Here is an 18073-nt window from a genome sequence, read left to right on the forward strand (position 1 = left end):
GCCTCAGCTGTCGCGATCTTCCAGCGCATCACACAGCGCCTGCAGACCGGCGCGCACGGTCTGGGTCCGCACGGCATGGCGGTCGCCACTGAACAGCTCCTTCCACACCCGCACCGGCGTGCGGCCATGCAGCAGCGCCAGCCAGACGGTGCCCACCGGCTTGGTCTCGCTGCCACCGCCGGGCCCGGCCACGCCGGTCACGGCCAGCGACCAGTCCACCGGCGCATGCGCCACCAGCCCCCGCGCCATCTGCTCGGCCACCTCGCCGCTGACCGCGCCGTACAGGTCGATCATGGCGGCGGGCACGCCCAGCAGTTCGGTCTTGGCCTGGTTGCTGTAGCTCACCACGCCCCGCTCGAACCACTGGCTGGAGCCCGCTAGGCTGGTGCAGGCCGCAGCGATCAGGCCGCCGGTGCAGGACTCGGCGGTGCCCATGCGTTCGCGCCGCTGGATCAAGGCCAGGGCAATGCGTTCGATCAGCTCGGATTCTTCAGGCAGCACCATGGGGACCTCCGGATTCAATGCAACAGCTGGCGCGCAACCGCCAGCACCAGCAGCGTACATCCAGCGGCGACCAGATCGTCAAACAGGATGCCGAAACCCTGACGCGCCCCGATCGGCGTGCCCGGTTGGGACTTGAACAGCCGGTCCGCCCAGCCGACCGGCCCGGGCTTGACGGCGTCGAAGTAGCGGAAGATGCCGAAGGCGGCGGCCTGCCAGGCCAGCCCGGCGGGCATCAGCAGCCACAGGATGATCCACATGGCCAGGATCTCGTCCCAGACGACCGAACCCGGGTCGCTGACGCCCAGATGGCGGGCGGTGACGGTGCAGGCCCACCAACCCACCAGCAGGCCCACGCCGATCACGAGGGCCCATTGCAGCGGGGTGAGGACAGGATAGAGCAGCAGGAAACCCGCCCAGCCCCACAGGCTGCCCACCGTGCCCGGCGCCTTCGGGGACAGACCGCTGCCAAAGCCCAGGGCCAGCCAGCGGGCGGGGTGGCGGAGCATGAAGCCAAAGGTCGGCACGCGGGGCGCCTGTACTCGTGGCTCGATAGGCGGCTCATGAGGCTGCGGTTCAACGAGTGACTCAGCGGGCGACTCAGCGGGCGACTCAGCGGGCGACTGCGCGGGCGTCTGCATCGTCGGCGCGATGCGCCCCGTCGGCAAGCGGTCGGATTCGTCGGTGGGCGAAGGGGTCATGACTTGAAGTGATCAAAGCTTTGGAGCGCCAGGTCCAGCTCGCGGCCCTCGCCGTCCACCACCCGCAGGCCGGGCTGGGACTCGATACGCCCGATGCGGTAGACCGGCGTGGCGGACGCCTGTGCAGCCTCCATCACGCGCGACCGGTCCTGGGCAGGAGCGGTGAAGACCAGCTCGTAATCATCGCCGCCGGTCAGCAGGCACAGGCGCTGAAGATCTTCCGGCATGGCGCCCAGGATGGCCGAGCGCGGCAGGTCCGCCAGGTGCAGTCGCGCGCCGACGCCGGAGCGGCGCAGGATGTGGCCCAGATCACCCGCCAGGCCGTCCGACACGTCGATGGCGCTGGTGGCCAGCCCTCGCAGGGCCCGGCCCAGCGCCACACGTGGCTGCGGCAGCTCCATGGCCTGGCGCACCGCCTCGAAGGCCTCGCCCGGCAGGGACACGGTCCCGCGGAACACCTCCAGGGCCAGTCGTGCATCGCCGAGCGTGCCGCTCACCCAGAGGTCGTCATCCACCCGGGCGCCGGATCGCAGCAGCGCCTGGCCCTGCGGCACCTCGCCCATGATGGTGATGTTGATGTTGAGCGGCCCGGCGGTGGTGTCGCCGCCGGCCAGCACCACGCCGTGGGCGTCTGCCAGGGAGAACAGGCCTTCCGAAAATCCCGCCAGGAAGGTCTCATCGACCCGGGGCAGCGCCAGGGACAGGAAGCAGGCGCGCGGCGTGCCGCCGCAGGCGGCCAGGTCGCTCAGGTTCACCGCCAGGGCCTTGTGGCCGAGCCGGCGCGGCGACACGGTGGACAGGAAATGCCGCCCCTCCACCAGCATGTCGGTGGAGACCAGCCACTGGTGGCCTGGCGCGGGCGTCAGCACCGCGCAGTCGTCGCCGATGCCCAGCGCGACGGTGGAGCCGGTGGAGCCGGAAGAACCGGACACAGCGCCGGCGCGCGCGAAGTAGCGCGCAATCAGATCGAATTCACCCATGGGCGGCATTGTCGCCGCGCAGCAGGTTGGACAGCTCGACGGCCGACTTCACATCCATCTTCTCGAACACCCGGGCGCGGTGCACTTCCACCGTGCGCACGCTGATGTTGAGCTGGTCGGCGATCAGCTTGTTGGGCAGACCCTGCACCACCAGTTGCATCACCTCCCGCTCCCGCTCGGTCAGCTCGGCGACGCGGTGACCCAGCACCGCCTGGGCATCGCGGGCCTCGATCGCTTCGGCGCTGCGGGCCAGGGCCTGTTCCACCCGGTCCACCAGGGCGTTGTCGGAGAAGGGTTTTTCGACGAAGTCGTAGGCGCCCTGCTTCACCGCCGCGACCGCGGTGGGCACGTCGCCATGGCCGGTGAGGAAGATGACGGGCAGGGTGCGCAGCAGGCCGCGCTCGACCAGCCGCTCGAACAGCGCCAGGCCGCTCATGCCGGGCATGCGCACATCCAGCAGCAGGCAGCTCGGGGCATTGGGCCAGTCGGCCCCCTGGCGCGGCAGGTGGTCCAGCATAGCCTCGAAGGCCTCGGCGCTGCCGAACCCCTCGGACAGCAGGCGGCGCGAACGCAGCAGCCACGCCAGGGCGTCGCGCACCACATCCTCGTCATCCACGAGGTAGACCATCGGCAGGGACTGCGGCTTCATGCGGAGGTTTCTCCAGTGAGGGTGGACCGTTCGCCACCAGCCGTATCCTCGCACGGCAAGCTGAAGCGGAACTCGGTGCCGGTGGGAGAGTCGGGCGCGACGCGACTGTCGAAGTCCATGGCGCCGCCGTGCTGTTCCACCACCGTGCGGCACAGGCTCAGGCCCAGGCCCATGCCCTCGGTCCGGGTGGTGAAGAAGGGCGTGAAGAGCTGGCGGGCGACTTCCGGGGGAATGCCGGGGCCGCGGTCGATGACGGCGATGCTCAGCCAGCGCGGCTGCAGCGGACGCACCCGGATCACCAGCAGCCGGTCGGCCAGCGCTGTTGGGCCGTCCATCGCCTGAATGCCGTTGCGGGTGAGGTTGAGCAGCACCTGCTCCACCATGGTCCGGTCGCAGCGCACCCGGGGCAGTCGCTCCGGCAGGTCCAGCTCGATGCGGGTGCCGCTCTTGCGGGCCTGCAGCCGCACCAGCGGCAAGACCGCGTCCATCAGCTGCTCCACCCGGACCCATTCGCGGGACTGCTCGCGGCGACGCACGAAGTCATGCACGCTCTTGATCACGCGGCCGGCCCGTTCGGCCTGCTCGGCAATGCGGGTGACGGCCTGCCGCACCATGTCGGGCGTCTGCGGATCGTCGGCTTCGCGGACCATGAGGTTGATCGAGGCGGTGGCGTAGCTCGCGATGGCCGCGAGCGGCTGGTTGAGTTCGTGACTCAGCAGCGAGGCCATCTCACCCACGGTGGCCAGGCGCGCCGTGGCCTGCAGCCGCTCCTGCTGCTGGCGGGAGAGTTCCTCCACCTTGCGCTGCGCGCTCAGGTCCAGCACCGCGCTCATCCAGCCGGTCTGCTGGCCCTGCGCATTGAGCAGCGGCGCCTCGTAGATCATGACGGGAAAGCGCTCGCCGGTGCTGCGCGCAAAGACGGTCTCGAAGCCTTCGCGCGGCGGCAGACCGGCTTCCCAGCGCGCTTCGCGGTCATGGTGGCGGCGCCAGTATTCCTCGATGAATTCCGGTGGCCAGTAAGGCGGCGCCTGCGGCGGCCGGCCGGTGCCGACCAGTTCCTCCGCGCCATAACCGACCATGGCGCAGAAGGCAGGATTCACATAGCTGATGTTGCCGTCCAGGTCGCGGGCGCGCAGGCCGGTGATCAGGGAGTTCTCCATCGCCTGACGGAAAGCCAGCGCTTCCGCCAGCGCATGTTCCGCCTGGGCGCGGCGCCGGCCGTCGCGGGCCAGCACCAGCACCAGGGCCAGCAGCGCCAGGGACAGTCCCAGCACCAGCGCCGTGGCCAGATTGGGGATCAGCTTGGGCTTGCCGGTGCCGCTGTCCACTCGCAGTTGCAGGCTCACGCCCTGCAGGTCCAGCAGGCGCTCGGCCAGGTAGATGCCGCTGCCGCGGATCAGGCCGGTGCGGGCCAGACGCGTGCCGTCGCCTTCCACGAAGGACATCTCGAACTGGCGGGCCTGCTCCGGCGAGATCGACTCTTCCAGCAGGGCCCGCAGGCCGACGGTGGCCACGACGTAGGACGGCGGCTCGCCCGCCCGCACACGGGGCAGGCACAGGTCGGTGACCTCCAGGCCTTCGCCGTCCGGCAGTGGCACGAAGTAGGAGCGCGAGAACAGCGGCGTGCCCTGGCGCATCGCACCCGCGCAGGCCAGCTCGGTCTCCAGTTGCAGTTGCTCGCGGCCCAGGCGGGCGAAGAGCGGCGGCAGGAAGGGCGATTCCACCACCCGTTCGATGCGGCGCTGCTGGTCTCGTGATTCGATGCGCAGGATGATGCGGCTTTGACGCACCAGACCGGCGGCATTGCCGCGCCACTCGGCCTCATTCGCCCACATCAGGCCTTGCAGGCCCTGCAGGTCGCGGCTCATCAGCTGCTTGGCATGAGCCGCCACTTCCGTGGCCGCCTGGTCCGCCGCCTCCTGCGCCCGCGACGCCTCGTGGCTCAGCGTCAACGCCAGCAGCAAGGACTGTGCGATCAGCAGCAAGGCGACCAGGGCGCCCCACAGCGCGGCGCGACGCCGGCGGCGGGGTCGCGGCACCGGCGGCAACAGGGTGGACGGGGACAGGGTGGACGGCATGAGCGCTGAAAAATGCCCAGGAGGCGGCAGAAGGTGGCACGATCCGACCGGATCGGCGCAGAAGCATCTTGCGGCCCGATCGCCGGCCTCGAGGAGGCAGGCAGTATGCGCCCGCCAGCGCGCGCCGGAATGCGCGGTATCGCGTATCCAATGGGGGTTCGCTGGCATGCAGCATACGCATAGTACGTAGTGATCGTTGGCGGACGGGCTCCTACAATCGCTCACCCAACCCATTGCTGAATCAGCTGCGGCCGGGCTTTTCGAGACATCGAGACCGGCGTCAAGGCCCCAACCCGACTGAGTCCTTCATGTCCACGTCCGAAGAAAAACGCGCTGAACTGCGCAAGGCAGCCCTCGAATACCACGAGTTCCCGACCCCCGGCAAAGTGGCCATCGCAGCCACCAAGCAGCTGATCAATCAGCGGGATCTGGCGCTGGCGTATTCCCCGGGCGTGGCAGCCGCGTGCGAGGAAATCGTGGCCGATCCGGCCAACGCCTTCCGCTACACCTCGCGCGGCAATCTGGTGGCCGTCATCTCCAACGGCACCGCGGTGCTGGGCCTGGGCGACATCGGCCCACTGGCCTCCAAGCCGGTGATGGAAGGCAAGGGGGTGCTGTTCAAGAAGTTTGCCGGCATCGACGTCTTCGACCTCGAGATCGACGAGAAGCACGACCTGGACAAGCTGGTGGACGTGATCGCCGCGCTGGAGCCCACCTTCGGCGGCATCAACCTGGAAGACATCAAGGCCCCTGACTGCTTCTACGTGGAGCGCAAGCTGCGCGAGCGGATGAAGATCCCCGTCTTCCACGACGACCAGCACGGCACCGCCATCGTGGTGGGCGCGGCGCTGATCAACGGCCTGAAGGTTCAGGGCAAGGACATCAAGCAGGTCAAGCTGGTGACGTCCGGCGCTGGTGCCGCGGCACTGGCCTGTCTGAACCTGCTGGTTAAGCTGGGACTGCCCCGCGAAAACATCTGGGTGACCGACCTGGCGGGCGTGGTCTACCAGGGCCGCACCGAGCTGATGGACCCGGACAAGGCGGAATATGCGCAGCCCACCGAGGCGCGCAGCCTGCGCGAGGTCATCCAGGGCGCCGACATCTTCCTGGGCCTGTCCGCCGGCGGCGTGCTGAAGTCGGACATGGTGGCCACGATGGCCGCCAACCCCATCATCTTCGCGCTGGCCAATCCGACCCCGGAAATCCTGCCCGAGGAAGTCAAGCAGGTCCGCGACGACGCCATCATGGCCACCGGCCGGACGGACTACCCCAACCAGGTCAACAACGTCCTGTGCTTCCCCTACATCTTCCGGGGAGCCCTGGACAGCGGCGCGACCACCATCAATGACGAGATGGAAATCGCCGCCGTGTATGCCATTGCCGAGCTGGCCCAGGCCGAGCAAAGCGAGGTGGTGGCCGCGGCCTACGCCGGTGCCAACCTGAGCTTCGGCCCCGAATACCTGATCCCCAAGCCCTTCGACCCGCGCCTGATGATGAAGATCGCGCCGGCCGTGGCGAAGGCGGCGGAAGCCTCCGGCGTGGCGCAGCGTCCGATTCAGGACATGAATGCCTACCTGGAGAAGCTGCAGAGCTTCGTTTATGCCTCGGGCACGACGATGAAGCCGATCTTCCAGATCGCCAAGAAGGCCCAGCACAAGCGGGTGGCCTATGCGGAAGGCGAAGAAGAACGCGTGCTGCGTGCGGTGCAGGTGGTGGTGGACGAAAACCTGGCGCGCCCGACACTGATCGGTCGTCCGCAGGTGATCGCCCAGCGCTGCGAGCGCTTTGGCCTGCGGCTGCAGGAAGGCCGCGATTACGACGTGGTGAACACCGAGTTCGACCACCGCTATCGCGACTACTGGCAGACCTACCTGGAGATGACCCAGCGCAAGGGCGTGACCCAGCAACTGGCCAAGATCGAGATGCGCCGCCGCCTGACGCTGATCGGCTCGATGCTGCTGCACAAGGGCGAAGTGGACGGCATGCTCTGCGGCACGTGGAGCAACACCGCGATGCATCTGCAGTACATCGACCAGGTCATCGGCAAGCGGCCGGGGGTGAAGAACTTCGCCTGCATGAACGGGCTGATCCTGCCGGGGCGGCAGGTGATGCTGGTGGACACGCATGTGAACTACGACCCCACCGCCGAGCAGATCGCCGAGATCACCATCATGGCGGCCGAGGAGATGATGCGCTTCGGGCTCAAGCCCAAGGCGGCCCTGCTCTCGCACAGCAACTTCGGGTCGAGCAATTGCCCGTCGGCGGTGAAGATGCGCGAGGCGCTGGCGCTGATCCAGGAGACGGCGCCGTGGCTGGAGGTGGACGGCGAGATGCATGGGGATGCGGCGCTGGATCCGAACTATCGGCAGCAGCTGATGCCCAGCAGCACGCTGAGCGGGGAAGCCAATCTGCTGGTGATGCCCAATATCGATGCGGCCAACATCAGCTACAACCTGCTGAAGACGGCGGCTGGTGGCGGCATTGCCATCGGGCCGGTGCTGCTGGGTGCGGCCAAGCCGGTGCATGTGCTGACGCCCAGCGCAACGGTGCGCCGCATCGTCAACATGACCGCCATGGTGGTCGCCGACGCCAACGCGGCACGATGATGGAGCCCCCGGTTTTGCGCGCCTAGCGCGCGCAAAACCGCCCCCCAAGGGGGCTGCGGGCCGGCTTGGGGCGGCCCGGCGCCGGCCCTCTCGCTAACCTACACCCCCGCTTGGACGGCGCTACGCGCGTCTGGCGCGACTACGTGCCTAGAGGTGGCTTCGGTGGAGGGGTGGGCTTCAGATTCGGGCGTCGGGCGGGACTAGGTGCCAAGAGGGGCTTCGATCGGGGCCTCTTTTTTATGCGTGGGAAAGCGCCTGGATCGGCGCCGTGCGGAGCATCGCGCGCGGGAGCGCGGGGATGCGTTCTGTCAAAAGTTCCTGCGTTGCAGGGGTATTGGTGTTGTCGGAAATCGCCCCGACAGAAAAAGTTTGTAGAAGCTCACCACACGAAGAACGACACGTGACATTGTGAGTTGATCAACTCCTCTTTGAGTGTGAGCGCGTGCCAACAATGCCGCTTTTTAGGGCATTGCGGCAGACCCTGGCTTGAGCATTGATGGCCCTTTCTGTACCATTTGCGCTTCAGGATTCAGGGTAAACCCGTGTTTTCGCACAATCAAGGGCGCACCGGAGCGGTTCCGCTTCGCCGAGGATGGCACTCTTTCTGGACAGCACTGGCCACCACCGCCACGCTGACCAGCGCCCTTCTGGGCGCCAGTGCCGCCCTCGCCCGAGAGAGCCGCGACAACAGCACCACCCGCGAACGGTGGGGTGACACGGTCGCCTTGCAGGCACTTCCCGCCGAAGCCCAAACCACCTACCAGCTCGTGCTGTCAGGCGGCCCCTTCCCCTTCGAGAAGGACGGCACCGTGTTCGGGAACCGCGAACGGCAATTGCCCGCCAAGGCTCGTGGCTACTACCGCGAATACACCGTCAAGACCCCCAAGGCCCGCAATCGCGGCGCCCGGCGTCTGGTGTGCGGCGGAACCCCACCCACGAAACCTGATGCTTGTTATTACACCGACGACCACTACGTGAGCTTCTCAAAGATCACGCCGTGACCCGGCGGAACCGCAATCTGTGACCATCTAGGAGGAACGCGACCATGCAATTGCAGACAGTCCGTCCCAACATCGTGCAGGCGATCAGAGCCTACCGGGTAGAGGACTTGATGCAGGCTGCCCAAGATGCCGGCCAGCATTTCCTGTACGCCAACCTGGCGGCAGCGGACACCAAGCAGGACGTGCTGGAAATGATCGCCAGCGCCTTCCTGTTCCCGGCGCATTTCGGCAAAAACCTCGATGCGCTCTACGACTGCATGACCGACCTGGTCCACAAGTCCGGCAGCCAGCCCGGCTTCGTCGTGGTCCTGGACCAACTGCCCGACCACGCCCGCTTCGACCGCGAAGCACGCGAACAACTGCTCGATGTCTTCCGCGAAGCGGCCGACTTCTGGGGAGAAAGAAAAATACCCTTCAGGTGTTTTTATTCTTTTCAGTAGCCCGCTCCCAAGAAATCGGGTCATGGGAGCGGGCGACTGAGGTGGCCCCCGCAGAGAAGCCGGTGCTCAAGAGCACCAAGACCAATCCAAACCCCAACTTCGGCATGAACATGCCGATGATGTGCAGCGCTTTCGACACGTCCATGTGGCTCAACGCCGCGTGAAGCTCGTCGCCGTCTGAGCCGTCTTTCCGCAAGATCGACGCACCAGGGAACAAAAAGGCCTTCCGGCAACGGAAGGCCTTTTTTGCATCTGAGCCCCCGGACCTTGGAACGTTCAGAACGTTCCGAGGGTTCAGAGCGATTGCGCCAGCGCCACGAATTCCGCCACCGGCACCTCTTCCGCACGCCGATGCAGATCGAAGTCGCCGCCATACCCCCGCGCTTCCAGCCACCGGCCCAGGCTGTGACGCAGCAGCTTGCGCCGCTGGGAAAACGCCGAGGCCACCATCTCGCTGAACAGCGCCTCGTCCAGCACCGCCGGCGTGGCCCAGGGGGTCATGCGCACGATGGCCGAATCCACCCGCGGCGGCGGGTCAAAGGCTTCCGGCGGCACATCGAACAGGGCCTCGACGTCATACCGCCACTGCAGCATGACGCTCAAACGCCCATATTCCTTGCCGCCCGGTCCCGCCGCCATGCGGTCCACGACTTCCTTCTGCAACATGAAGGTCTGGTCCACCACCTGCTCGACGTACTGCAGCAGATGAAAGAGGATGGGCGAGGAAATGTTGTAGGGCAGATTGCCCACCACCCGGATCTTGCGACCCCGCTCCTGCGCCAGCGCCCCGAAGTCCACCTTGAGCACGTCGGATTCGATGACGGTCAGGTCGCCCCGCTTGCGCAGCCGTGCCGCCAGATCGCGGTCCAGCTCCACCACCGTCAGCGGCTGGCTGCTGGCCGGCAGGCGCTGCAGCAGCGGCAAGGTCATGGCGCCCAGCCCGGGGCCGATCTCCACCATCGACTGGTCGTCCCCAGGCGCGATGGCGTCGATGATGGCGTCAATGACGGCCTTGTCGGTCAGGAAGTGCTGGCCGAAGCGCTTGCGCGCGATATGTGCCATGAGGTGTCAGCCGATCAGTCCAGCCACTCACGCGTCTCGATGAAGGCGCGGGCGCGCAGTTCCTTCATCCAGTCCGAATAGGCCTCTTCATACTTGCGCTCACGCAGGGCCATGCGGGCTTGGTCGCGCAACTGCTTGTTGTCCAGCACCACGTCGCGGCGCTCCAGCACCTGGATCAGGTGGATACCGAAGCGCGAAGCCACCGGATTGGAGATGCCGTTCAGCGGCAGCTGGTCCATCGCTTCTTCAAATTCCGGCACGAAGCTGCCCGGGCCGACCCAGCCCAGATCGCCGCCCTCCTGGGCACTGCCGTCTTCCGAGTTGGCACGCGCCAGCTGTTCGAAGGTGGCCCGGCCCGATTCGATCGCCCGCTTGAATTCGGCCAGGCGACGCGTCGCCTGTTCCGGACTCAGTTGCTCGGACGGACGCAGCAGGATGTGACGGGCATGCGTCTGCACGATGGTGTTGATGGACGCCTTGCTCGCCTGGCGCTCGACCAGCTTCAGCACATGGAAGCCGGCCGCCGAACGCAGCAGCGTGGGGCGCAATTCGCCGGACTTCAGGTCCCGCACCGCATCGACGAACACGTCGGGCAGCTTGTCCGCAGAGCGCAGGCCGATCTCGCCCCCCTTGCTCTTGTTGGCGTCCTCGGACATCTCCTGGGCGACCTTGGCAAAGGATTCCCCATTCTTGATGCGCTGCAGGGCAGCCTCGGCCTTGGCGCGGCGCTCCTCCACCACCGCGGCGGGCGCGCCTTCGGGCACCGGCACCAGCACCTGGGCGATGTTGAGCTGGGCGCGGTCCTGCAGGGCGGCCTGGCGTTCATCGAGATACTTGTCGATCTCGCCGTCGGTCACCCGGATGCGCCCCTGCACTTCACGCTCGCGCACCCGCTCGCTCAGCATCTGGTCGCGCAGGTTCTCGCGGAAGCGCTTGAAGTCGATGCCTTCGGCGGCCAGCCGCTTGCGCAGCTCGTCCATCGTCAGCTTGTTCTGCGTGGCCACGTTGGCCACCACCCGGTCCAGTTCGGGCTCATCCACCCGCGGGCCGTTCTCGCGCGCATAGGTGGTGACCACCCGCTCGTCGATCAGGCTGTCCAGCGCCTGCTTGTGGATCAGCTCGTTGGTGGGATTTTCATTGCGGCGGCGCGCTTCTTCCTTCATGCGCTCCTGGCGCTGGACGACTTCCGAGGCCGCCACGATGTCGGAGTTCACCACGGCGGCGATGTAGTCGCCGGGCTTGAGCGTGCGCTGCTCCACCGGCGCACGCGCTGCAGCGGCACGACCGGCTTCAGCGCCTGCGGCGTCCGACGCAGGGGTCGCTGCGGGTGCCGCAGCCGCCGGGGCCGATGCGCCGCGCGAGGCCGCCTTGGCCGCGGCGGATTCGCCCCCTTGCGCCCAGGCGGATCCGGCGGTGGCCGCCAGGGTAAGGAGAGTGGCAGCGGCCAAAGGCTGGAGTTTTCGCATCGAACGCAGTTCAGTCATAAGTGCCAAAGGCCGAGCGTTCCGAGCTCAGCGAACGGTAACCGGGGATATTGTCTCTCAACACCTTCAGCGCATTGGAGCCCAGCGGGGACAGGCCCACCAGCTCCAGCTGCAGGATCAGGCGGGTATTGGTTTCGGCACGGCCGGTGGCCTCGCGCTCCACCCCCATGCGCAGGATCCAGCAGCCGGAATCGTATTCGGCGCCCACCACCGAGTCGGTGAAGCGCTTGTCCCGCATCGAATACTGCAGACGACCGGCGCCATACCAGGCGCCCTTGCAACCCGGTCCGCCCTGGACGGCCTTGCGGTCCGGGCCAAACAGCGGCCACTGCCAGGCCAGCTCCAGCTGCTCGCTCTGTCCGCGCGCCAGGCGGTAGGACGCGCTGAGCGTGCGGAAGGGGCCGGGGGAATAGCGCAGGCGCAGCACGGTCCGCTCCACCTTGCCATCGGACGAGTTGAGCTGCAGCGTGCTGTCCGTCCACCAGGCCTGGTTCAGGTGGGCGGAGCCCAGCAGCACCACGTCGGAGAGGCGGTGGGTCTGCGGCGTGCCGTCGGGGGTGATCTTCTGGTCGCGCAGCAGGTAGCGCTGCACCATGCCCAGACGCAGCTGTTCCTCGCCGCGCTCGTCCTCGATCCAGCGCGTGGTTGCGCCGAAGGCCACCATGTGGGCATCGCTGACGCGGTCTACGCCGGAGAACTGGTTCTCGGCGAAGACGGAGTCGAAGTTGTAGTCGCGCGGCGCCGAATCGAAATTCGGCACGTCGGTCTGGTCCCGGTAAGGGGTGTTGACGTAGAGCAGCCGGGGCTCCAGCGTCTGGCGGGCGTTCTGTCCGAACAGCGTGGTGTCGCGCTCCAGGATCCAGCCGTGGTCCACGCTGAAGGTCGGGATGGTGCGGCTGATCGAGCGCTGGCCGTTGAGCAGCGGCTGGTCGGTGTGATAGCTGGCGGAATTGAGCGACACCTTCGGGATCAGCCACCAGGCGGCTCCGCTGAAGGGCAGGCTCACATGGCCCAGCATGTGCATCCGCTCGCCCGTCTGGGTCTGGCTGCTGAGCGAGCCGGTGGGCAGGTCGAAGCGGTTGTATTCCACCTCCACGCCGCCTTCCAGGCGCGCACGCCGACCGGTGGGCAGGTAGCCCGCCAGCACGGAATCGTCCGCGCCGGTCTGCAGCCGCATGCCGATCTGGGGCGAGCGCTGGTAGGGCGTGGTGAACTGGTCCGCGACTTCCGGCACCTGCAGGGCCTGCCAGTGCTGCACACGGGCGTAGGTCTGCAGATCCCCCCAGTTGAAGTTGTAGTCCTTCTGGGTGCGGAAGTCCTGTTGCAGCAGACGGGGGGTCTGCGTGCTCATGCGGCGGCGGAAGTCTTTCCAGTAGTCGTCGTCGGACACCCGCTCGGCATTGATGTCGTAGCGCCAGGTGTCGGTGAAGTCGCCCTGGTTGAGCAGGCGCAGGTCCCAGCGCGAGCGTCCGGCCACCCGGTCATTGGGCAGCCACGCGAAATTCACGGCGCCGCGGTGTTGCGGCTCCAGGTAGCGGAATTCGCTGTCCACGCCCGCGCCGCGCTTGGTCATCACGTAGGGCGTGAAGGTGGCGTCGCGGTTGGGCGCGATGCTCCAGTAGTAGGGCTGGCCGAATTCGAAACCGCTGCGGTTGTCGATGTTGACGTTGGGCGGCAGCAGACCGGACTTGGGCTGATCGCCCAGCGGGAAACTCAGCGACGGTGCTGCCAGGATGGGCACGCCCAGGAACTGCACCGTCGCGCCTTTGGCCACGCCCTCGCCGGCTTCGAAGTCCAGCTCCAGGCTCTTGGTGATCAGCACCCAGTCCCGCTTTTTCTCGCCGTCCTCGGACACCGGGCAGGTGCTGTAGGTGGCCTCCTCGGCCCGCATGCGCTGTTCGCCAAGGAAACGCAGCACCTTGGCGTTGCCGCTGCCGCCGGTGGTGGAGAAGAAATAGTTGGGACTGTCCAGCTGGCCTTCGAAGCGGTCCACGAACAGGCTCAGCGACGGACCGCGCAGCACGGCGCCGTTCTGGCTCAGCTCGACATTGCCTTCGGCCGTGGCCAGGTCCTGCTCGTGGTCGTAGCGCAGGGTGCGGCTCTTGAGCAGCAGGCCCCCGTAGCGCAACTGCACATCGCCTTCAGCGGTGGAGAGCTGGTCCAGTTCAGACGTGATCCGGTCGGCCTGCAAGGCCATGGCGGGGCGCACATCCTTGCGGCGTGTCTGGTTCAGCTGCTTGGCGGGCTTGAGCGCCAGCGGTTCGCCGGCGGATTCCTGCGCGAACGCACTGGGCGCTGCGGGCAGGGCCACAGCCAACAGGGCAGCCAGGGGCAAGGGGCGGAGTCGAAAAACCGATGAGCGCATCAAGCAGGGCGGCGTCTTGCGGAGGTCAAGGCAGCCGCGCGAGAACGCGAGGCGCTGCCCAGGGTTTGTAGAATCATTATCCACGAGGCGGGCCGCCGCGACGGGACGACGCCCGAATGCGTGGCTTGCCCATCCCTTCACGCCCCACACGGGCGCGTCCCTTCAGTGCTCACTCTGGCTTGTCCGCTCAGCGCTCACTCTGGCCCGTCCTCTCCGTCTTCACTCTGGCCCGCCCTCTTAGTCCTCTGCCCATTCCATGACCCTCTCCGCCACGCCGGTGACCTGGCCCGACCCGCAACGCGCCCTGCTGTTCCAGTCCTGGCTGGCGCCCCTGGTCGGCCCGCACGGACTGCTGCCGGACACGCTGGCCGCCGCCAGCAGCGATGCCAGCAGCCGGCGCTACCTGCGCCTCCAGACCCGGGACAGGGGCAGTCTCATCGTCATGGACGCTCCGGCCACGCCCAACCAGGTGGCAGCCTTCGTGTCGGTCGGCCGCATGATGGCCGCTTGCGGCCTGCATGTGCCGGCCCTGCACGCCCACGATGAAGTCAACGGCTTCGCCCTGCTCGAAGACCTGGGCAGCACCAGCTATCTGCAAGCGCTGCAGGCGGCCCAGCAGTCGGGGGACCTGGGCAGTGCCCAGGCGCTTATGCGGGACGCCACCGCCGCCCTGCTGCGCTGGCAGGCCAGCGGCCACGGCGACGCCCTGCCCCGCTTCGATGACGCCTTCGTGCGACGCGAGCTGCAGATCTTCGTGGATTGGTGCGTGCAAGCCCACCACGGCAAGCAGTGGACGGCTCAGCAGCAAAACTACTGGGACCGCACGGTTACCGCGCTGGCCGCCAACATCGCGTCGCAGCCGATGGTGCCGATGCACCGGGACTACATGGCCCGCAATCTCATGGTGTGCACAAACGCTGGCGGCGCCGGGACCGGGTCTACCGCACAGGCAACAAAGGCCACGCCACCCGCACCGGTCACACCGGCTGCATCGACCACATCAGCTGCATCGACCACATCGGCTGCATCAGCCACATCAGCCGCATCGGCTGCATCGGCCTCACCGGGCGCAGAGGCCCTTCCGCTTGCGACCAATCCCGGCGTGCTGGACTTCCAGGACGCGGTACTGGGCCCGATCACCTACGACATCGGCTCGCTATTGCGCGACGCCTTCCTCTCCTGGGACGAAGCCGAGGAGATCGACTGGGCCGTACGTTACTGGGAAGGCGCCCGCCGGGCCGGTCTTTTCGGGCTGGACGCCAGCGGCGAGGACCCGCATGAGATGGCGCAGGACTTCGGCGTGTTCTGGCGTGCGCTGGAATGGACGGTGCTGCAGCGGCACCTGAAGATCCTGGGCATCTTCTGCCGCCTCAAGCATCGGGACGGGAAACCGCACTATGCGGAGGACCTGCCCCGGTTTTATGCCTACGTCGTCAAGACGGCGACGCGGTATGTCGAGCTGTCCCCGCTGCTGCGCCTGATGGAAGACCTTCAGCCGCAACTGCTGCAGACCGGTTTCAGCCTTCGCTGAGGCGTCTTCGCTGCGGCATCTTCGCTGAGCGCGCCGCTGCGCGGCCATCACTTCGCGCCGGGCACCGTTTCGACGGCGGCATCGGCATCGGTCACAGCGCCAGCCGCCTCGGCTGCGCCGGTCGCCGCCGGCCGCCAGGTCGGGCACCCCGCGGCTGCGAGCCACGGGTCTTCGTCCTTGCCCCCGAACACCTCCAGCAGGAAGTCCAGGAACACCCGCGTGCGGGCCGGCATGAACTTGCGGCTGGGCATGGCGGCCCAGAGGGTGAAACTGTAGAGCCGCCACTGCGGCAGCACCCGCTCCAGCGCGTGCTCCATCAGCGCATCACCCGCCACGAACGAGGGAAGCCCCGCCACGCCCAGGCCATGCAGGGCGCAGGCATATTTGGTGTCGGTGGAGGCGGTGGCCATGACCGGCCGGGAGGGGATGGTGAAGTAACTTTCCTGAGGCTCCCCGTCCGCGCCGCAGCGCTCGAAGGTCACCCCGCGGGACATTTCATGCACCGGCGGCAGCATCAGCGCATGCTGCTTCAGCTCCGACGGATGCTGCGGACGCCCATGCCGGTTCAGGTATTCCGGGGACGCGCACAAAATGACTTCAGTCCGGGCCAGCCGCCGGGCAATGAAATCGCCCTGCAGCTCTGCCCGGGTGCTGATCACCGTCAGGTCGAAACTCTCGTCCAGCGCGCTCACCGGCCCGGGCACCGCCAGCTCCAGCGTCACATGCGGATACCGCGCATGAAACCCCGCCATGTGCCGCGCCAGCTGATGCACCGCGATGGCCGGCGGCATCAGCACCCGCAGGTTGCCGCGCGGCTCGGTCACCGCGGCCGAGGCCAGGGCCTCGGCTTCTTCGATGTCCATCAGGATGCGCCGGCAGCGCTCCAGATAGGACTCGCCCACATCGGTGAGCGACAGGCGGCGGGTGGTGCGGTTGAGCAGCCGGGCGCCCAGATGCTCTTCCAGGTCGGCGATCAGCCGCGTGACCACGGCGGGGGCCAGGTCCAGGGCGCGGGCCGCGCCGGCGAGACTGCCTTCGTCGATGACGCGGGTGAACACCCGCATGGCTCTGACCTGGTCCATGCCGCTCCTCTCACCGTTGCACCGCGCCGTCCCGCAGCAGGGACGGCCACGGGCTGACCCCGCCGCTGACCCTGCGGCTTACGGATGCGCGGCGATGACCTGGGCGACGGCGGCGGTCAGGCGCTTGCCGTAAGGCACATGCAGGAACTCGTTGGGGCCGTGGGCATTGCTCTTGGGACCCAGCACACCGCAGACCATCATCTGCGCAGCGGGGAAGCTCTTTTGCAGCATGCCCATCAGCGGAATCGTGCCGCCCTGCCCAATGTAGCCCACCGGCGCCTCGAAATGCGCCTGGCTGGCTTCTTCCAGCACCTGGCTGAGCCAGGGGGCCAGGTCGGGCGTGTTCCAGCCGTTGGCGCCAAAGGCACCCGCGCGGCCGTCCGGCACGAAGCTGACCTTGGCGTTGTAGGGCGCGTTGTCCTCCAGCAGGGCCTTCAGGCGCAGCGCCGCCTCGTTGCCGTCCACCAGCGGCGGCAGGCGCAGCGACAGCTTGAAGGCGGTGTAGGGACGCATCACATTGCCGGCGTTCTTCAGCTCGGGGAAGCCTTCGGCTCCCACGACCGACAGGGTCGGACGCCAGGTGCGGTTCAGCAGCACCTCCACCGGATCGGTGGTGACCGGCAGCACCGGGCCGCCGTCCGCGCCACAGGCCCAGGGCATGCGCTTGTAGACCTCGTCCTTGAGGATGGCGGCGGTGGCACGGGCCTGCTCCAGGCGCGCACCGGGGATCTCGCAGTGGAAGCTCTCGGGCAGCAGGCGGCCGGTGGCAGAATCCTCCAGCCGGTCCAGCAGATGCCGCAGGATGCGGAAGGAGGACGGCACGGCGCCGGACGAGTCGCCGGAGTGGATGCCTTCGGTCAGCACTTCCACCTTCAGCACGCCGGAGACCATGCCCCGCAGCGAGGTGGTCATCCAGAGACGGTCGTAGTCGCCAGCGCCGGAGTCCAGGCAGACCACCAGCGAGACGGTGCCCAGGCGGTCCTTGAGCACGTCCACATAGGCGGGCAGGTCGAAGGAACCGGATTCCTCACAGGTCTCGATCAGGCCGACGCAGCGGGGGCGGGGCACGCCCTGGCGGTCCAGCGCCATCAGCGCCGTCAGCGAGGCGTAGATGGCATAACCATCGTCCGCGCCGCCACGGCCGTAGAGCTTGCCGTCCTCGTACTTGGGCGTCCAGGGGCCCAGGTCATTGCGCCAGCCGTTGAACTCGGGCTGCTTGTCCAGGTGGCCGTAGAGCAGCACGGTGTCGGTGCTGCCCGACTTGGTGGCCGGCAGCTCGAAGAAGATGACCGGCGTGCGGCCTTCCAGGCGGATGACTTCCAGCTTCAGGCCCGGCACCTTCTTGCTCTCCACCCAGCTGGCGGCGTCCCGCACCACGCGGTCGATGTAGCCATGCTGAGCCCAGTCGGCGTCGAACATCGGGCTCTTGGCCGGGATGGCGATGTAGTCCTTCAGGGCGGGGATGATTTCCTCATCCCAGACCTGTTCGGCAAATGCGCCCAGGGCGCTCACTTCATCGGCTTGCAGCGGCAACGACGGATCACGTGCGTTCATGAGAGGCTCCTGCGCGGCCGGTGCGGCCGCCTTGGTCAG

General features: G+C 67.5%; 15 protein-coding genes. 5 read left to right on the forward strand and 10 right to left on the reverse strand.

The annotated features are described in order from the left end of the window. Positions 1 to 3: 3 nt before the first annotated feature. The 5 genes from DES44_RS23420 to DES44_RS23440 all read right to left on the reverse strand — a co-directional run bounded on the left by DES44_RS23420 (position 4) and on the right by DES44_RS23440 (position 4909). The gene (locus DES44_RS23420) at positions 4 to 504 is read right to left on the reverse strand and encodes a CinA family protein (protein WP_058936866.1); all 501 of its coding nucleotides are present in this window, start codon (positions 502 to 504) and stop codon (positions 4 to 6) included. A gap of 14 nt (positions 505 to 518) precedes the next feature. Further along, a complete protein-coding gene (locus DES44_RS23425; RefSeq protein WP_058937664.1) occupies positions 519 to 1010 on the reverse strand; it encodes a phosphatidylglycerophosphatase A family protein in 492 nt (163 codons plus the stop codon). A 188-nt stretch (positions 1011 to 1198) separates the two neighbouring features. Further along, complete coding sequence (thiL, locus tag DES44_RS23430; protein ID WP_058937665.1) at positions 1199 to 2182, reverse strand: thiamine-phosphate kinase; 984 nt, start codon at positions 2180 to 2182, stop codon at positions 1199 to 1201. Next, the gene (locus tag DES44_RS23435) at positions 2175 to 2831 is read right to left on the reverse strand and encodes a response regulator transcription factor (RefSeq protein WP_058936867.1); all 657 of its coding nucleotides are present in this window, start codon (positions 2829 to 2831) and stop codon (positions 2175 to 2177) included. The genes thiL and DES44_RS23435 overlap by 8 nt, the downstream gene beginning before the upstream one ends. After that, positions 2828 to 4909: a PAS domain-containing sensor histidine kinase gene (locus tag DES44_RS23440; protein ID WP_083525928.1), complete on the reverse strand. Its 2082-nt coding sequence runs from the start codon at positions 4907 to 4909 to the stop codon at positions 2828 to 2830. The genes DES44_RS23435 and DES44_RS23440 overlap by 4 nt, the downstream gene beginning before the upstream one ends. 245 nt (positions 4910 to 5154) lie before the next feature. On the opposite strand from DES44_RS23440, the gene DES44_RS23445 reads away from it, so the two are divergent. The 4 genes from DES44_RS23445 to DES44_RS25850 all read left to right on the forward strand — a co-directional run bounded on the left by DES44_RS23445 (position 5155) and on the right by DES44_RS25850 (position 9120). Next, entirely contained in the window at positions 5155 to 7515 is a 2361-nt protein-coding gene (locus tag DES44_RS23445; protein ID WP_257720749.1) for an NADP-dependent malic enzyme, read from the forward strand. Positions 7516 to 8129: 614 nt separating this feature from the next. Further along, positions 8130 to 8516 carry a guanyl-specific ribonuclease gene (locus DES44_RS23450; RefSeq protein WP_058937667.1) on the forward strand — a complete coding sequence of 129 codons (387 nt, stop codon included), beginning with the start codon at positions 8130 to 8132 and terminating at the stop codon, positions 8514 to 8516. Positions 8517 to 8560: 44 nt separating this feature from the next. Next, the gene (locus tag DES44_RS23455) at positions 8561 to 8956 is read left to right on the forward strand and encodes a barstar family protein (RefSeq protein WP_058936869.1); all 396 of its coding nucleotides are present in this window, start codon (positions 8561 to 8563) and stop codon (positions 8954 to 8956) included. Between the two features lie 41 nt (positions 8957 to 8997). Beyond that, entirely contained in the window at positions 8998 to 9120 is a 123-nt protein-coding gene (locus tag DES44_RS25850; protein ID WP_257720725.1) for a hypothetical protein, read from the forward strand. Positions 9121 to 9250: 130 nt separating this feature from the next. On the opposite strand, the gene rsmA is transcribed toward DES44_RS25850, so the two are convergent. From rsmA to DES44_RS23470, 3 genes are read right to left on the reverse strand one after another with little or no spacing between them, the layout of a single operon-like run. Beyond that, positions 9251 to 10018 (reverse strand): 16S rRNA (adenine(1518)-N(6)/adenine(1519)-N(6))-dimethyltransferase RsmA, encoded by a 768-nt coding sequence (gene rsmA, locus DES44_RS23460; RefSeq protein ID WP_058936870.1) that lies wholly within the window; start codon positions 10016 to 10018, stop codon positions 9251 to 9253. A 14-nt stretch (positions 10019 to 10032) separates the two neighbouring features. Further along, entirely contained in the window at positions 10033 to 11484 is a 1452-nt protein-coding gene (locus DES44_RS23465) for a peptidylprolyl isomerase (RefSeq protein WP_083525929.1), read from the reverse strand. 10 nt (positions 11485 to 11494) lie between these two features. After that, positions 11495 to 13837, reverse strand: coding sequence for an LPS-assembly protein LptD (locus DES44_RS23470; RefSeq protein WP_058936871.1), 2343 nt, complete (start codon positions 13835 to 13837; stop codon positions 11495 to 11497). Between the two features lie 286 nt (positions 13838 to 14123). Between DES44_RS23470 and DES44_RS25780 the strand changes: the two genes are divergently transcribed. Next, the gene (locus tag DES44_RS25780) at positions 14124 to 15398 is read left to right on the forward strand and encodes an aminoglycoside phosphotransferase family protein (protein WP_058936872.1); all 1275 of its coding nucleotides are present in this window, start codon (positions 14124 to 14126) and stop codon (positions 15396 to 15398) included. Positions 15399 to 15445: 47 nt separating this feature from the next. On the opposite strand, the gene DES44_RS23480 is transcribed toward DES44_RS25780, so the two are convergent. Continuing rightward, positions 15446 to 16480 (reverse strand): LysR family transcriptional regulator, encoded by a 1035-nt coding sequence (locus tag DES44_RS23480; protein ID WP_083525931.1) that lies wholly within the window; start codon positions 16478 to 16480, stop codon positions 15446 to 15448. A gap of 78 nt (positions 16481 to 16558) precedes the next feature. Then, positions 16559 to 18034 (reverse strand): M20 family metallopeptidase, encoded by a 1476-nt coding sequence (locus tag DES44_RS23485; protein WP_058936873.1) that lies wholly within the window; start codon positions 18032 to 18034, stop codon positions 16559 to 16561. Positions 18035 to 18073: the final 39 nt, after the last annotated feature.

It is taken from the genome of Roseateles depolymerans (assembly GCF_003387155.1).
Classification (GTDB): Bacteria; Pseudomonadota; Gammaproteobacteria; order Burkholderiales; family Burkholderiaceae_C; genus Roseateles; species Roseateles depolymerans.

Excerpts from the sequence above, each read along its gene's own strand:
- DES44_RS23420 (WP_058936866.1), bottom strand. The coding sequence starts at position 504 with ATGGTGCTGCCTGAAGAATCCGAGCTGATCGAACGCATTGCCCTGGCC.
- DES44_RS23425 (WP_058937664.1), bottom strand. The coding sequence starts at position 1,010 with ATGCTCCGCCACCCCGCCCGCTGGCTGGCCCTGGGCTTTGGCAGCGGT.
- thiL (WP_058937665.1), bottom strand. The coding sequence starts at position 2,182 with ATGGGTGAATTCGATCTGATTGCGCGCTACTTCGCGCGCGCCGGCGCT.
- DES44_RS23435 (WP_058936867.1), bottom strand. The coding sequence starts at position 2,831 with ATGAAGCCGCAGTCCCTGCCGATGGTCTACCTCGTGGATGACGAGGAT.
- DES44_RS23440 (WP_083525928.1), bottom strand. The coding sequence starts at position 4,909 with ATGCCGTCCACCCTGTCCCCGTCCACCCTGTTGCCGCCGGTGCCGCGA.
- DES44_RS23455 (WP_058936869.1), top strand. The coding sequence starts at position 8,561 with ATGCAATTGCAGACAGTCCGTCCCAACATCGTGCAGGCGATCAGAGCC.
- rsmA (WP_058936870.1), bottom strand. The coding sequence starts at position 10,018 with ATGGCACATATCGCGCGCAAGCGCTTCGGCCAGCACTTCCTGACCGAC.
- DES44_RS23465 (WP_083525929.1), bottom strand. The coding sequence starts at position 11,484 with ATGCGAAAACTCCAGCCTTTGGCCGCTGCCACTCTCCTTACCCTGGCG.
- DES44_RS25780 (WP_058936872.1), top strand. The coding sequence starts at position 14,124 with ATGACCCTCTCCGCCACGCCGGTGACCTGGCCCGACCCGCAACGCGCC.
- DES44_RS23480 (WP_083525931.1), bottom strand. The coding sequence starts at position 16,480 with ATGGACCAGGTCAGAGCCATGCGGGTGTTCACCCGCGTCATCGACGAA.
- DES44_RS23485 (WP_058936873.1), bottom strand. The coding sequence starts at position 18,034 with ATGAACGCACGTGATCCGTCGTTGCCGCTGCAAGCCGATGAAGTGAGC.